At 61.0% G+C, this 15,870-nt stretch carries 14 protein-coding genes; 3 read left to right on the plus strand and 11 right to left on the minus strand.

All coding sequences use genetic code 11. The features are described from left to right. Nucleotides 1-44: 44 nt before the first annotated feature. A complete protein-coding gene (locus AX768_RS22045) occupies nt 45-1,292 on the minus strand; it encodes an NAD(P)/FAD-dependent oxidoreductase (protein WP_062002110.1) in 1,248 nt (415 codons plus the stop codon). A gap of 272 nt (nt 1,293-1,564) precedes the next feature. Further along, nucleotides 1,565-2,443: an SDR family oxidoreductase gene (locus AX768_RS22050; protein ID WP_062002111.1), complete on the minus strand. Its 879-nt coding sequence runs from the start codon at nt 2,441-2,443 to the stop codon at nt 1,565-1,567. 103 nt (nt 2,444-2,546) lie between these two features. On the opposite strand from AX768_RS22050, the gene AX768_RS22055 reads away from it, so the two are divergent. Beyond that, the gene (locus AX768_RS22055; protein WP_062002112.1) at nt 2,547-3,440 is read left to right on the plus strand and encodes a LysR family transcriptional regulator; all 894 of its coding nucleotides are present in this window, start codon (nt 2,547-2,549) and stop codon (nt 3,438-3,440) included. 12 nt (nt 3,441-3,452) lie between these two features. On the opposite strand, the gene AX768_RS22060 is transcribed toward AX768_RS22055, so the two are convergent. From AX768_RS22060 to AX768_RS22075, 4 genes are all read right to left on the minus strand, one after another. Continuing rightward, nucleotides 3,453-3,776: an AzlD domain-containing protein gene (locus AX768_RS22060; protein WP_062002113.1), complete on the minus strand. Its 324-nt coding sequence runs from the start codon at nt 3,774-3,776 to the stop codon at nt 3,453-3,455. Further along, nucleotides 3,773-4,447, minus strand: a complete 675-nt coding sequence (locus AX768_RS22065; protein WP_174364973.1) for an AzlC family ABC transporter permease — start codon at nt 4,445-4,447, stop codon at nt 3,773-3,775. Before AX768_RS22065 ends, AX768_RS22060 begins: the two co-directional genes overlap by 4 nt. 152 nt (nt 4,448-4,599) lie before the next feature. After that, the gene (locus AX768_RS22070; protein WP_062002115.1) at nt 4,600-5,421 is read right to left on the minus strand and encodes a helix-turn-helix transcriptional regulator; all 822 of its coding nucleotides are present in this window, start codon (nt 5,419-5,421) and stop codon (nt 4,600-4,602) included. A gap of 86 nt (nt 5,422-5,507) precedes the next feature. Then, complete coding sequence (locus tag AX768_RS22075) at nt 5,508-6,587, minus strand: acyltransferase family protein (protein ID WP_062002116.1); 1,080 nt, start codon at nt 6,585-6,587, stop codon at nt 5,508-5,510. 322 nt (nt 6,588-6,909) lie between these two features. On the opposite strand from AX768_RS22075, the gene AX768_RS22080 reads away from it, so the two are divergent. Further along, entirely contained in the window at nt 6,910-7,722 is an 813-nt protein-coding gene (locus tag AX768_RS22080; protein WP_062002117.1) for a transporter substrate-binding domain-containing protein, read from the plus strand. A gap of 49 nt (nt 7,723-7,771) precedes the next feature. Here AX768_RS22080 and AX768_RS22085 read toward each other — a convergent pair whose 3' ends face one another. Further along, nucleotides 7,772-8,827 (minus strand): helix-turn-helix transcriptional regulator, encoded by a 1,056-nt coding sequence (locus AX768_RS22085; protein ID WP_172811999.1) that lies wholly within the window; start codon nt 8,825-8,827, stop codon nt 7,772-7,774. A 301-nt stretch (nt 8,828-9,128) separates the two neighbouring features. Between AX768_RS22085 and AX768_RS22090 the strand changes: the two genes are divergently transcribed. Next, complete coding sequence (locus AX768_RS22090) at nt 9,129-11,144, plus strand: glycoside hydrolase family 3 protein (RefSeq protein ID WP_062002119.1); 2,016 nt, start codon at nt 9,129-9,131, stop codon at nt 11,142-11,144. Between the two features lie 110 nt (nt 11,145-11,254). Here the strand turns inward: AX768_RS22090 and AX768_RS22095 are convergent, their stop codons facing one another. From AX768_RS22095 to AX768_RS22110, 4 genes are all read right to left on the minus strand, one after another. Beyond that, nucleotides 11,255-12,856 carry a peptide chain release factor 3 gene (locus AX768_RS22095; RefSeq protein WP_062002423.1) on the minus strand — a complete coding sequence of 534 codons (1,602 nt, stop codon included), beginning with the start codon at nt 12,854-12,856 and terminating at the stop codon, nt 11,255-11,257. A 378-nt stretch (nt 12,857-13,234) separates the two neighbouring features. Next, entirely contained in the window at nt 13,235-13,456 is a 222-nt protein-coding gene (locus tag AX768_RS22100) for a hypothetical protein (protein WP_062002120.1), read from the minus strand. Nucleotides 13,457-13,591: 135 nt separating this feature from the next. Beyond that, nucleotides 13,592-14,818, minus strand: coding sequence for a multidrug effflux MFS transporter (locus AX768_RS22105; RefSeq protein ID WP_062002121.1), 1,227 nt, complete (start codon nt 14,816-14,818; stop codon nt 13,592-13,594). After that, nucleotides 14,815-15,771: a quinone oxidoreductase family protein gene (locus tag AX768_RS22110; protein WP_062002122.1), complete on the minus strand. Its 957-nt coding sequence runs from the start codon at nt 15,769-15,771 to the stop codon at nt 14,815-14,817. The genes AX768_RS22105 and AX768_RS22110 overlap by 4 nt, the downstream gene beginning before the upstream one ends. Nucleotides 15,772-15,870 lie beyond the last annotated feature (99 nt).

Here is a 15,870-nt window from a genome sequence, read left to right on the forward strand (position 1 = left end):
CGGCTCGACACGGAAACTTTCACGTGCCCCTTTCACGTGCCCCCCTAAGCCGCAAAGCGGTCTGCCCTGAACGGCGTGGTATCGATGAACGGTTCTTCGCCCGTCATCATGGATGCAATCAGCCTGCCCGTCACCGCGCCGAGCGTGAGCCCATGATGCGCGTGGCCGAACGCGAACCACATGTTCTTGTGACGCGGCGCAGGTCCGATGATCGGCATCATGTCAGGCGTGCACGGACGGCGGCCCATCCAGGGTTCATCGTCTACACGCTCCCCGAGCGGGAACAGAGTCCGCGCCACAGGCTCGGCGCGCAGCAGTTGCACGGGTGTCTTCGGCGCATCGCGTTCGGCCAGCTCCACGCCTGTCGTCAGGCGGATGCCGCGGGCCATTGGCGCAAGCAGGAAACCGTTGTCGACATCGAGTACCGGATGGTTCAGCACGGTGCCCGGCTGCGGCGTGTAGTGCATGTGATAGCCGCGCTTGACCGCGAGCGGCAACCGATATCCCAGCGCCGCGGTCACGTCTTTCGCCCATGGCCCCAGCGCGATCACTGCAGTCGATGCGTTGACCTGCCCTTCCTGCGTCATCACGCGCCAGCCATTGCCGTCTTCGGCAAGGGTGGTCGCGTCGCCGTTGAAGAAACGTCCGCCCAGCCGCTCGAAATACGCGGCATAACCCGCGATCAGCGCGCCCGGATCATTGACCGATACCGCGTCCGTGTAATGCAATCCACCGACCAGCGATGGGTCCAGATATGGCTCGGTTCGTTGTAACGTGGCGGGATCGAGCAGCTTGTAATGCACACCGAATTCACGATGCCAGCGTTCGGCATCGCGCGCTTCATCGTCCTGTGCGGCGTTGGTGTGGAAGACCTTGATCCAGCCCGTTGGCTTGAGCAAAGCCGTGACGCCCGCCTCGCGCGCGAGGACCTCATGCTCGGTCACGCAATGTTCGATCAGCGTTGCATATTGACGCGCGATGGCCGCGTGCTTCGCGGGTTCCGAATTGCGCCAGTACGCCCAGAGGAACGGCGCAAGCGCGGGAAGCGCGTCGCGGTGGTAATGGACATCGATGGAGTCATTCTTTGCGTAATGCATCCACGTACTGATGTCGCGAGGAAGCGCGTACGGATACACCCCTTCGCGCTGCAGCAGTCCGGCATTTCCAAACGATGTCTCGAGGCCCGGACGCTTGCGATCCACGAGCGCGACCGAGCGACCGAGCTTTTGCAAATGCACTGCAATCGATACCCCTACGATGCCCGCGCCCAGCACAATAGTGTCGAACTTCATGCGCCTGATATCTCCCTGTGTTGGCTCGTGTTCTTGCTTGTCAGGGATAGATCATACGCGTGCGTTCGTTCACGGACCGCCCGGCAGGCCGCTACTTCAGGAGGTATGCCAATATCGGCAAGTTTGATGCGGTCCCCGGCCTTATGCGTTGTGACCGGGCATCGGCGAACGGGATGGATGGTCTTGCGGTTGTCGCGACCATCGTGGGCGCGATCACACTGGCGCGCGCCGTCGATGACCGGGGGCGACACGCCGATCACCGGACCCGCACTTTACTTGGCGGCCCACTCCTTCGCCGTCTCGATGGCGAAATCACGATACGACCGCGGCGGCCGCCCGAGCAACTCGGTCATCCGTGCAACGGCGCGCTCATTTGCCGCCATGCCGTCGCGCTGGAAGCGGCCGAGCATCAGGCGGATATCGCGCGCCATCCAGCTTGGCGCACGGCTCGCCATTTGCGCTTCGAATGCATCGAGATCGTCGCCGCCGTAGTTCACGGGCTTGCCCAGAACCTCGCTCCAGATCGCGGCCAACGCGCTGCCGGTCATGGGTTGCGGACCGACCACGTCGATCACTTCACGCGGCAACGGCGTCGCCGAACGTTCACGCTGCAACAAACTGATGGCGGCTATTTCCGCGATGTCGCGGGTATCGGCCATCGAAACGCCGACGCTTCCTACGGGCATCGGATAAACCGATTTGCCGGCGATCACTTCTTTCATCGATGCATCGTTCTGGATGAAATAGCTCGGGCGCAGGATCGTGGCCGGCAGATCGAATTCCTCGATCATCCGTTCGACCGTGTATTTGCCCGTGAAGTGGGGAACGTCGGTGAAGCGGTCTGAATTGAACACCGAGAAATAGACGATGCGTTGAATGCCGGCATCGCGCGCGAGGCTCAGCGTGAGGATCGCTTGCGTCACTTCGTCGGCGACGACCGCGTTGAGCAGGAACAGTGTGTCGACACCTTCGAGCGCCGCACGCATCGACGCGATATCCGTCATGTCGCCTTTGCGCACGTCGACGCTTGCCGGCAGATTGGCTTTTTCGGGCGAACGTGCGATGGCCCGCACGCTTGCGCCCTCCTCGACCAGCCGATGAACAATTTGCGAACCGACAGCGCCCGTGGCGCCAGTAACCAGGATAGTCATGATGAATCCCTCAAAAGGTGATGGTGTGGATTCATTCTGGGCGTTCCTTTGACGGGACGAAAGCCCTATTATTGAGACAACTTGTCTCATCGATGGAACGGCCATGGACCTGCATGCGTTATCGGATTTCAATGCCGTCGTCACGCACGGCGGTTTTGGCCGCGCGAGCCGTGCGACCGGGCGGCCCAAGGCAAGTCTCTCGCGACATGTGATGCAACTTGAAGAAGCAATGGGGGTGCGCCTGCTGCAACGCGGCTCGGGCGCGTTGATGCTGACGGAGGAAGGACAGGCGCTGCACGCCAGCACCGGGCGCTTGCTGGCCGAAATCGAGGAAGCGGCGGACGTGGTCGGCATGACCTCGCGGCGTCCGAGCGGCCGGTTGCGGATCAGCGCGCCGACTTTCCTGGCCTATGAAACCATGGGGCGGCTGACAGCGGCGTATATCGATGAATATCCGGATGTGCGCATCGAGGTGATCGCGGAGGACCGGTTCGTGGATCTGATCGCGGAGGATTACGACGTGGTGATCCGCGCCAATCCAGCGCCCGATACGGCACTGGCCGGCCGGTGTTTTCTGCGCGGGCCGCAGGTCGTGGTGGCATCGCCGGAGATTGCCGATGCCTTGAAAGACGATAGCGCCGTCCCGGCCGTGGGCCTTCTTTCATCGCCGGATAATGACGTCTGGCATATCGGGTCAGCGCAAGGCCCACGCACACTGCATCCGAGAACGGTCGCGCGGTTTTCATCGATATCCATGGTTCGCGACGCTGCGCTTGCGAGCGCCGGTGCGGCGGTAATGACCGAATATCTGGCTCGCGCCGCGCTGCAAAGCGGACGCCTCGTCAACCTGGGCGCCTTGCGCGACCGGAGCGTGGAAGTATGGGCGCTTTATGCAACGCGCCGCCAGCTCAGCCCGAAGATCAGTGCATTCGTGAAACTGCTGACCGAGACCTACGCAGACGTCGGCGACATCACTCCGCCCGCGACGCTTCCCTGAGCACGCCGGATTTCAGGCCACCACAACAAGCTGCCAGAAGAAAAACACCGCAAGCGATATGGCGATGGTCAGCAAAGGCTTGCGCGTCAAGGCACACACGCCTAACGCCACGATCGCCGCGACCAGTTGCGAATTACGCCACGTCAGTTCGGCGCCGCCGCCATGAGGCGCAATCGTCATCGGCACGATAATCGCCGTGAGCACCGTCACTGGCACAAAGCTGAGCGCAGTCCGTACCAAGGGTGGAAAACTCAGCCGTTCGCCGAACACGAACACCGCCGAGCGGATGGCATACGTGATGACCGCCATTCCCATGATGAGCAGGAAATCGTTCATTTGGCGCGCTCCAGTTCGGCGGTGTTGCGTCTTTCGTCGCGCATCGATAACACCATGCCCACCGCCACGCCCGCCACGACCGCCGCCAGCAAGCCGAGCTTGTAGGGCCAGCCGTTCCATGCAAACGCCAGCACGCCGGCTGTCACTGCCGCCGCCACGAATCGCAGCGCAACGAACTGCGGGACGATGATCGCAATAAACGTGGCGACCATCGCGAAGTCGAGTCCTTTCGACTGCAGACCGGGAAATGCCGAGCCGAACAACAAGCCAATGACCGTCCAGATCTGCCAGTTGACGTACATGGATACGCCCGAACCGAGGAAATAGTACGGTCCGGTTTGTCCCGCTGGCCGCTTCTGGTAATGCGCGTACGAGACAGCAAACACCTCGTCGGTCATGAACGCACCGAGCGTCCAGCGCCAGCGCGCGGGCAGATGCGCCACATACGGCGCGAGCGTCGCGGAGTACAGGACGTGCCGCAAATTCACGATAAACGTCGTCGCCCAGATCACCGCGAAACTCGCGTGTCCGGCGATCAAACCCAGCGCGATGAATTGCGCCGACCCCGCGAACACGGTCAGCGACATGAGTTGCACGGTCCACGCGTGCAGCGGCCCCGTGGCCGCGAGCGTGCCGTAGATGACACCGAACGGCGCAGCGCCGACCATCATCGGAATGGTGTCACGCGCGCCCGCGCCGAACTCGGCGAGATTGCCTGCCTGTTGCGTTGTTTTCAAGGTTTCCTCCATGAATCAGGAGGATAGGACGGGTTGCGCGATGGGCGCTTGTACGTTCTTGCGGTCCGCGCAAGTTCGCGTGGCGTTTAGCGCCAGCGTCCCGGCGGCACGCCGAACGTCTTTTTGAAGTGACGCGTGAAATGGCTTTGATCAGTGAAGCCGCTGGCTGCCGCGACTTCCGTCACCGACGCTCCCGCCCGCAACGCCTCCAGCGCGCGATTCAGGCGCATCTGGTTGCGCCACGCGTGGGGCGCGAGGCCCGTTTCGCGGGTAAAAAGCCGCGCCGCGTGGAAGGTCGAAAGCCCGACGGTCTGCGCCAGTTCAGTCAGCGATAACGGTACGGTCACGTCATCCGCGAGACGCGATTTCATCGATTCGACGCGCGCTGTATCGAGCCGCATGCGCTCGACCGGCGGGCGCTGTCCCGCGTGCCGCACGAGCAGCGTGGAGACGGCATCGAAAAGCGCGTGCTCGGCCGCGAGCGGATCGCCGCCCGCCTCCATTGCCTGATGCGCGTGCTGCACGCGCCGGGCGACATCGGCGTCGCGGACGATTTCGACTGGAAACCACGGCATGGGCTGGGCGCGGCCGGCGACTTCATCGGCCACGGATTGCACGAAATCCACCGGCAGGTAAAACACCCGATACCGCCAGCCGACGTCGACCGCCCGCGCGCCGGTATGCAACTCACCGGGGTTGATGATCGGCACCGACCCGGCTTCCGCCACGTATTTCGATCCGCGATAGTCGTAGCACTCCGCGCCGTCCTCGATCACGGGGATCGTGTAGGCGTCGTGCCAGTGCGGCGTAAACTCGTGGTCGTAATACTCGGCCGTCAGCATGTCCGCGCCCGGCAGGAGCGGCGAGCGCCAATAGCGCGCGGTATTGCCGAAACGGGTGGTGGTCATGGCTTGCGGTGCCGTGGAGGAAACCGCAAGTTTATCCTGCCCGATGCGCGTGCGTTTTCAGCAGCTCGTGAAAACGTCTTCCGGCGTCAGGAAACCGTCGCCGCGGAGGGCTTGCGAAAACTCGTCAGCTTGCGGCGCAGCTCCTGGTCGGCGCGGGCAAGCACCAACGCCAGCACGATGGAAACCGCCGCCACGATCAACGTTTGCGCAACGGGATTCAGAAACCGGACATCGAAGGATTCGAACACCAGCCGGTAGATCGGAAAATGGATCACATAAAGCGGATACGAAAGCTCGCCCAACACTTTGCAAATCCGCTTGCCCATTCCATCGATAGACACCGAACACAGCAACGCCACGGACAGTGGCACCAGCGTCAGCGAATTGATGAACGCGATCCTGGGATCTCCAATGGTAAATGCCAGCAACGCCGCCCCGGTGACCACGGCCGTAAATAGCCGATGCGGATGTTTATGCTGAAGCCCGATGGAGAAAATGAACACGCCCGCGAAAAACTCCGCGATCACACGCGGAAAACCCACCATGAAACTCCTGGCGCCCCAGCCTGGATTGATCTTGTGGAAAATCAGCGTGCAGACAATGAACGCGACAAACGCGAGCACTGAAACCATCGCGTTCGGCAGTTTTCGGACTTTCGCCAGATACGCAAAAAACACGACGTTGACGAACAACTCGAAAAAAAGCGACCAGGACGGATCGTTGAGCGGAAACGCCGCACCGTAGACCACGTCCTGACCGAACGGCCAGGCGATATCATTGAAATACGGCAGCCAGAACGCACCCAGTGCCGTGGCGGTCAGCAATTGCGAACTGGATATCTGCGGCAACCCGGTTTTTGCAATCGACAGCAACACCGCGCATACGCCCAATGCCAGACCGAATAAATAAAGCGGCCCGAGCCGTGCGAGACGCACGAACGCGAATTCGCGGAAAGACATGCCATTGAGGATCTTCTTGCTGTAGCTATGCGCGATCACAAAGCCCGACAGCACGAAGAACAGGTCCACGGCAACCCACGCGCCGCCGAACCAGTCCCATCCCGTGTGCTGGCTGTAGTGATGAAGCATGACGGCGATCGCGGCAATACCGCGCAAGCCGTCGAGCAAGTCGAACCGTGTGGACTTCATGGCGTTCATCGCGTTCATGATTTCCGGAGCGTGATTGTCGAGCGCCCAGTGTAGGGTGGAAAAAATGCAATTCCGGCCGGGAAAAATATCGGTTTTCTGCTGCGCTTCAGGAAATAAATGAAAAATAAATCGAGCGTTACGCCCGGCGGGCGTACTTACCCCTACGTTGGCGGGTCGCATTGAGCAACATCGAGCGGCGCTGAGCTGCCTCGCGCCAATGCGTACGCCGTTTCAATGCGCGGCAATTTTGAATCGTTTAGAAAACAAAAGACTTTCAAATAGACTTTTCAATGCCGGGCTTCTCGCACGCGCGGCACACCATCCACGTTTCAGGGCAAACATGAAAACTTCGAAGTTGTTGATGACACTTGGCGTGGTCGCACTCAGCGCAATTGCGCGTGTGGCGCCCGCGCACGCGGACGCACTGGATGACATCGAAAAGCGCGGCGTGTTGCGCGTTGCCGTTCCGCAGGATTTCGCACCGTTTGGGTCGGTGGGTCCGAGCATGCAACTCGAAGGACTCGATATCGATATCTCTGCCCTGCTGGCCAAGAAACTCGGTGCAAAGCTCGAACTCGTTCCGGTCTCGAGCGCCAACCGCATTCCCTATTTGCAGACGAAGAAAGTGGACCTGATCGTCTCGACACTTGGCCGCGATGCCGAGCGCGACAAGGTCATCGATTTCTCGCAGTCGTACTCGCCCTACAACAACAGCGTGTATGGTCCGGCGAACATGAAGATCGATGGTCCGGCGGACATGGCCGGCAAGACGGTTGGCGTGGCGCGCGGAACGTTCGAGGATCTGATGCTGACCAAGAGTGTGCCGCCATCGACCAATATCAAGCGCTTCGAAGACAACAGCGGGATGATCTCCGCGTACCTTGCGGGTCAGGTTCCGCTGGTGGGCACGGGAGATTTCGTGGCGACCAAGATTGCCACGACATTACCGGCATCGGCAACGAACAAGCCAGCGCTCAAGTACGTGATTCATGAGTCGGCATGTCATGTGGGACTGAACAAGGGCGAGCCGAAGTTGCAGACGAAGGTCGATGCAATCCTCACCGATGCCAAGAAAAGCGGCGAGTTGAACGGCATCGTGGAGAAGTGGTTACACGTGCCTTTGCCCGTGAAGATGGCACAGAGCACGGATTGAGGGTCGCCGGCGATCTGAACAGGCGCGTGGCAGGAGCCGTCGCAGGTTATTAGCCCAACTGGACACGCTGGCGAAACGCCAGTGGCGGCACATCGTGCCGTGTGCGGAAAAACCGGGTGAAAGCGCTCTGCGACGAAAAGCCGAGTTGCTCGCTGATCTGTCCGAGACTCAAGGCGGTCTCACTGAGCAGTCGGCACGCTTCTTTGGACCTGACACGCGATTCGAGTTCGGTGAAATGCAATCCTTCGGATTGCAACCGGCGGTGCAATGTCCAGCGCGAGGTGTTCAGACGCTGGCATGTTTGCTCAAGCAATGACGACGATGTATGTCCTTCGTCGTCCGGGTCCTTGATGATTTCGCTGATCAGATGCTCGACGCTGTATGAGAATCGATGCCCTCTTTGAACGCGCAGCAGTTCATGCTGAGCCTGCTCTCGCAGAAAGGGCGCCAGCGTGACGTTGTAATGGATGAGCGGCACGTCAAGCAGAGCGCTTGAGAACTGCAGCCGGTTTGCATCGGCGTGATACCTCACGGCTGCGCCGAAGAACTCGCCGGTATCGTTCGTTCCCGGGAGCGCGGGTCCCATGAGCGAAACGTGAAACACCGTTTGCTCCGACACGTCGTAAGCCCGAATCAGGCTGGCGAGTACCTGGAAGTTGGAGAGCGCCTGGAAACCGCTGCCCGGCGCGAACTCCGCGATGTATTCGAACTGCATGTGGTCCGGTGTTTCCCTGTGCCCAAGAAAATCAAACTCGCCGATGAGCGGACGGAACGTCTGATACGACTCCAGCGCTTCGCGCAATGTCCGGGCGTTGAGGCACAGGTTGCCCAGCACGGGAAAATCCGGAAACAACATATGCGGCCTGTCCGGCATCACGCGCGAAGCAGCGCCAACATAAGCCATCAGTTCGACGACCCGCCTGTGCCGCGCGGCATCGATGCGGCCGGTTCTGTCGACCAGTTCCTGCGCGCTGATCCCGGTGCGGGTGGTGAACGATTGCGGCGACACGCCGGCACGCCCGGCGGCGTCCATTGCAAACACGGCGATGCGATTGGAAACGGTGCGAGTGTGGTCGCTGAAGTGCGATGACGTTCTGGATGACATAGGCTCGATGCTGGCTTTCACTTCGTAATAGTGCGCAGAGATCGCTGCCGACGCCATCAGGAATTCCCATAGCTTGCTGCAGTGCCCGCAAAGCAGCCAGGAATGTGGGTCCACATGCAAGTGGTGCGCTGGCAGCCGCCCGGAATCGGAAAAGTTACGCCCGCTTGCACGCTGCGCTCCTCAAAGATAAACGATGCACCCAGCGGTAAAACGTCGATTGAAATGGGTCGGTAAAGTGTCGAACACCTTCTTGTAAGGTCGTTCGACAGAAGCCAAAAAAACCCGATTTCAGGAGACACGAATGAGCTTTTACCCACGGTCTGTTTTTCACAGGTCAGCGTTGACGGCGTCGAGCATGACGCTCGCGCTTGGCCTGTTCGCCTGCGGCAGCGATGACCCCGCTAACACCCCGGTCGCGCAACCGGATTTCAGCCAGACGACTTTAAAGCTGATTTCCAGGGACGGCCTGACATTCAAGGACATGGACAAGAGCGGCCAGCTCGAACCGTACGAAGACTGGCGGTTGAGTGCCGACGTCCGCGCGCGCGACCTCGTGAGTCGCCTGACGCTCGCCGAGAAAGCCGGCTTGATGATGCACGGCACGGCACCGGTGTTGAACGACACCACCGGTGCGGGCACGGGCACGGCCTACGACATGGCCACGTTGAAGACTCAGATCAACAGCCGCAACATCAGCACCTACATCACGCGCATGAGCGGCGATGCAAAAACGATGGCCGACCAGTACAACCAGATCCAGGCGCTGGCCGAGCAATCCCGGCTCGGTATTCCCGTGTCGATCAGCTCGGACCCGCGCAATCACTTCCAGTACGTGCTCGGTGCGAGCGCAGGCGACAGCGGGTTTTCGAAGTGGCCCGAAACACTCGGTTTTGGCGCCATCGGCGATGCTGCGCTTACGCGCAAGTTCGGCGACATCGCGCGCCAGGAATATCGCGCAGTGGGCATTACCGAAGCGCTTTCACCGCAAGCCGATCTGGCCACCGAGCCGCGCTGGGCCCGGATCAACGGGACCTTCGGCGAAGACGCCGACCTGACGCGCGCCCAGGTGCAGGCTTATATTGAAGGCTTCCAGGGCGGCAGCAACGGCATTCAGGCGAACAGTGTCATTGCCGTGGTGAAGCATTGGGCCGGCTATGGCGCGCAGAAGTCCGGGTTCGACAGCCACAACTACTACGGCCGCTATGCGACTTATCCGGGCAACAACTACGCTTACCATCTGAAGCCGTTCGAAGGTGCATTCGCCGCCAATGTGGGCTCCGTGATGCCGACTTATTCCGAACCTGACGGACCGGTGACGGTCGACGGAATTGCGCTCGAACAGGTCGGAGCCGCTTACGACAAAGCGCTTTTGACGGACCTGCTGCGGGGCAAGTACAACTTCAAGGGTGTGATCGTATCGGACTGGCTCATTGCTTCCGATTGCGACGCGAACTGCATGAACGGCGCCTCTTCCGGCGCACCGTCTTTTGTCGGACTGGGCATGCCGTGGGGAATGGAAAACGCGGCCCGTCTGCAGCGTTTTGTAAAAGCGGTCAACGCGGGCATCGATCAATTCGGCGGGGAAGACGACCCGAGTTTCATCATTCAGGCCGTCAACCAGGGCTTGCTGACTGAAGCGCGTCTCGCCGATTCAGCCTACCGCGTGCTTCTGCAAAAATTCCAGCAAGGGCTGTTCGATCAACCGTACGTCGATGCCACGGCTGCGAGCGGCATAGTGGGCAACGCTGACTTCCAGGCCCAGGCGCTCGATGCACAACGCCGGTCGATGGTGCTGCTGCAAAACAACGACAAGCTGCTGCCAATGGCGGACACCAGCAAGAAAGTCTGGCTGTACGGCATCGACCCTGCCGTTGCGCGGAAATATGGGTATCAGGTCGTCGACACGCCGCAAGCTGCGGACGTGGCGATCCTGCGTGTGAGCACACCGTACGAGACACTTCATCCGAACTACGTATTCGGCGCAATGCAGCATGAAGGCAGCCTTGCGTTCGTCGACGGCAATCCGGACTACGAGGCGATCAAGCAGGCCGCCAGTGCTCCGAAGTCGATCGTGTCGGTCTACATGGATCGCCCGGCGATCCTGACCAATGTCCAGGGAAAGGCGACTGCCATCCTCGCGAATTTCGGCGCGAGCGACACGGCACTGTTCGATGTGCTGACGGGTAAAGGCAAGCCTCAAGGGAAACTGCCGTTTGAGTTGCCTTCGTCGATGGCCGAGGTGGCCGTGCAACTGGAAGATCTTCCGCACGACACTGCGCACCCGTTGTATCCGTTTGGATTTGGCCTGACGTATTGATCGCTTGTGATGGACGAGGCGCGGCGCGTGCGACAGTGTGCGCCGCGCCTGCGTTCATTTGATATCGAGTGCTCAAAGGCGAGATCCGTCCGAGAGCACACTCGCCAGCCTCAGATCGTCTTTTGAAACGGAGCGCCCGAATGCTCCCGCAGCTCGTTGAAGACGATCTTCGGCCAGGCCTTCTGCGCGACATCGATTTCCGAAACATGTGAAGCGAGATACGTCGGCGCATTCGATGCATCCAGCGCGATTCGCGCCGCGTAGGCATCGGTGAAACGGCGCAGCTCCGCCGCGTCGTCGCACGTCACCCATCGTGACATGCGATACCGCGCCGGCATGATCCGCACATCGACCTTGTATTCCGCGGACAATCGATGCGCCACGACCTCGAACTGCAACTGCCCGACCGCGCCCAGAATGGTCGAGCCGCCCAGCACAGGACGGAACACCTGGATCGCACCTTCGTCGCCGAGTTGCCGCAGCGCTTCACCCAACTGCTTCGCGCGAATCGGGTCGACGACTTCCACCGTCTGGAAAATTTCCGGCGCAAAGAACGGCAATCCGACGAACTGCAGCATCTCGCCTTCGGTCAGGGTATCGCCGAGACTCAGCGTGCCATGGTTCGGAATGCCGATGATATCGCCAGGATAGGCCTCGCTCACCGTCTCGCGGCGCTGCGCGAGGAACGTCACCACGTTGCTCGCGCGAAACGTCTTGCCCGAGCGCGTCACTTTCAGCGCCATGCCACGCTCGAAATACCCGGAACACACGCGGATGAACGCCACGCGGTCACGATGCGCCGGGTCCATATTCGCCTGCACCTTGAACACCACGCCTGTAAAACGCGGCTCCTCGGGCAACACCGGACGCTGCACCGACATCCGCATGGCAGGCGGCGGCGCCAGCTCGACCAGCGCGTCGAGAATTTCCTTCACTCCGAAGTTGTTGATCGCCGATCCGAACAGCACCGGTGACTGCTCGCCGGCCAGGAACTTTGCGCGATCGAACGCGGGCGTAGCACCCGTGATCAGATCGATCTCTTCTTTCGCACGCGCCCAGCTCGGACCAAAACGGCGTTCGCCGTCGGCATCGTCGAGGGCGTGCACGGTTTCTACCGCGCCGCCGGCCGTGTCCTGCCCTGCACGAAACACGCGCACCTGATCATGCTCAATGTCATAGACGCCCTGGAATTCCTTGCCCATGCCGATAGGCCAGGTGAACGGCACGGCGGCGACGCCGAGATGCTGCTCGATTTCATCGAGCAATTCGAGCGGCTGGCGTACTTCACGGTCCATCTTGTTGATGAACGTAAGGATCGGCGTGCGGCGGCTGCGGCACACTTCGAGCAACTTGAGCGTCTGGGCTTCGACGCCGTTCGCGCCATCGATCACCATCACGGCGGCGTCGACGGCCGTCAGGACGCGATACGTATCTTCGGAGAAGTCTTCGTGGCCGGGGGTATCGAGCAGGTTGATGACGCAATCGCCATATTCGAACTGCATGACGGAACTGGCAACGGAAATGCCGCGTTGCTTTTCGATTTCCATCCAGTCGGACGTTGCGTATCGGTTGCTCTTGCGGCCCTTCACCGTGCCGGCAATCTGGATCGCACCCGAAAACAGCAAGAGCTTTTCGGTCAGCGTGGTTTTGCCCGCGTCAGGGTGGGAAATGACCGCGAACGTGCGGCGCCGTTTGAGTTCGGAGAGTGCCATCTGTACGGAAAAGAGCTGAAGGTTGCGCGTTCGGTTCAAGCGCGCGTGAAGCGGCGGGCGCGATATCCTGGCGATAACACGGCAAGCAGCGCAATGAAGGAACGGCGGCGCAAAAAGCCGCGTGGTGTGGATGATACACGTCGCGGGACCCGAGCATGGGAAAGGCCTCGGCGGATCGCTTTCCAGAACGACACATCAGCCGATCCTGCTTTACGATTTACCAACCGTGAAAGCCCAACGAAAAACGGCTCGAACACGCAATGATGCGCATTCGAGCCGCCAACTCAAAGCCCCTCGTTACGCCGTCCGATACCTCGATAAAGGTACTTTTCTTGAGACGGCGCGACGGTCAGACCGGGCTTTTACTGCTCCCCAAACTTAGGGCTTTGCTGCCGACGAAGGGATCGCCGAAGCTGCAGTCGTGTTCTTGTGGTGCTTCTTGTGATGATGCTTCTTGGCCTTGTGTGCGCTCGCGGGTTGCGCAGCATCTGCCGTGGTTGCAGCCGGAGCTGCGGGCGCTACAGCAGGAGCCGAAGCTTGTGCGAACACAGCAGCGGAAAACAAGGCGGCGAGCGATGCAGCAACGAGTTGCTTTTTCATGGCGGTAAGACCCTTCGTGGTTGTTTAACAGTGTCGCGGCTTGCGTGTCGCGATTACATGTTTAACGCCTCATCGCCGAGTGTGTTGACACGGAATCAAAGAAATCTTCGATGTGAGCTTGGAAGCTGTCGCGATTTACGCGGCAGCCCGACGCACTTCACTGTGTCCCTTTTTGCCGACCCAGATCCATGTGATTGCGCCAAGCAGCGCGCACGCGAACATGACGCCGCTCATCGCCTGGGGGCCGGATGTCGAGAACAACAACGCAACCACCGAACTCGATGCCGCGCCGCAGAGCATCTGCACCGATGTCAACAGGCCGCCCGCCACGCCTGCGAGCTCGGGCATGGGGTCGAGCGCACCGCGCGTCGCGCTGGGCGCGGCCAGTCCGAAGCAGAACGTACATGCCACGAGCAACGGCATGATCGTGAGCAAGGTCGCGAGATGCAGCACGTTCATTGCGATCAGGCCGAGGGTCGCGGCCAGTGTCACGCAGATCGCAACCGCCAGAACGCGGCGTGCCCCGACTCCGCGCGATGCCAGCACGCCATTGATTGTCGCGCCGGCGACAATGCCGAGGCCGGTCATGGCGAACATGGCGGCATAGATCACCGGCCTGACGTGCAGGACATGCAGCAGCACCAACGGCGAACCCGCCACGTAAGCGAACATCCAGCCGAATCCGAAACCATTGATCAGAATATTGCCGATGACCAAGCGATGCGTCAGCACGCGCCGATACTGCTCACGCAGCCCGGCGATCGCGACGTCCCGGCTGCGTCGCGGCGCAGATTCAACGAGGCCGGTCCACGTCACGATCGCCGCCAGGAAACCGCACACCGCCATGACGCCGTAAATCCCGCGCCATTCGATCGCGGCAAGCAATGCGACGCCGACAGATGGCGCGACAATCGGCGCAACGTTCGCGACGACCGTGATGGCCGCAAGACGATGCTGCATGGCGTTGCCTTCGAAGAGATCGCGCACGATGGCAAGCGCCACCGTCATGCCCGCACCCGCCCCGATCCCCTGGATCAATCGCGCGCCCAGCAAAATGCTTATGCCAGGCGCGACCGCCGATCCGATTCCGCCCAGCGTGAACAAGGCCAGGCCGAGAAGAAGCGTGGGCTTGCGGCCTCGGGCATCGCAGAGAGGACCGTAGACGATCGGCCCCAATGCAAAACCCGCCATGAAAAGGCTCAGCGTGAGCCCCGCCTGACTTGCGCTCGCATGCAGGGAACCGGCTATATCGACGAGCGCGGGAAGCGCCATATCGATGGAAATGGGCGGCAACGCGGCCAGTGCGCCTAAATAGATGGCAAACAGGACCGACTGCGGCTGGAGCCGCCAGCGCGTGGTCATTTCGATGGCGTGAGCACCACGCGGCCTTTCGTCCCCGCCGCCACCGCACGATAAGCGGCCTGTGCGTCTTCGAGTGCAAACGTCTGCGCAATGACAGGCGCCTTGTAGCTGCCGTCCTCGAATCCCGCACGCAGCGCTTCGAGCATCGCGCCCGCCGCGATCAGGTCGCGCTTGAGTGTATCGACGCCTGACAGACGGCTTTCGTTGTGATAAAAATCGGCGAGGTTGAACGTGACTTCGCGCCGATCCGTCGCCGATATCTCCACCAGCCGCCCACGCAATCCAAGCATGTGCACGGCTGTTTCGAACATGGAACCGCCGACGGTATCGAACACGACGGCCGCGCCGCCGTCAGTGAGCGAGCGGATTTCATCGATGAAACCGGGCGCTTTCGAATCGACCATCGCGTCCACGTACGGACCGGGCGCATTCGCGCCGCGCGCCACGCCAATGACCTTCGCGCCGATCCGTTTCGCGATCTGCGCCGCCGCTCCGCCCACGCCGCCGACGCCGACGATCACGATGCTTTCCCCCGCCTGCAGTTGCGCGGCCTCGACCACGGCGCACCACGCGGTGATGAAGTTCACGCCTATCGCCGATGCCTCTTCATGACTCAAATTAGCCGGCTTGCGATGCAAACTGGCGACCGGTACGACCAGCTCCTCGGCGTGCGTGCCGTCACGTGTAAAGCCGACGTCTCCGCCCGATCCCCACACTTCTTCGCCAAGCCATTCGGCCGGACCGTCAGTCACCACGCCCGAATAGTCACGCCCCGGCGTACGCGGCAAGGTGGTCTGGCTCATGCGCCCCTCGACGTTCTTCACGTCGCTCGGATTGATCGATGCCGCGAGCACACGCACGACCGCTTCACCCGCCGAAGCCCGCGGTGACGGCAGATCCTCGATGACCAGGATGCCCGGATCGCCGTGCTGATTCAAACGCAGTGCTTTCATGATGATTTCTCCATTGCAATGAACGCATTATTCACTTGTCCCGGTATCGCGAGAAGGTACTTGCTCGCATAGAATCGTTGCGTCAAGTGGAAAGATGAG

Origin of the sequence: Burkholderia sp. PAMC 28687 (genome assembly GCF_001577465.1) — a bacterium.
Classification (GTDB): domain Bacteria; phylum Pseudomonadota; class Gammaproteobacteria; order Burkholderiales; family Burkholderiaceae; genus Caballeronia.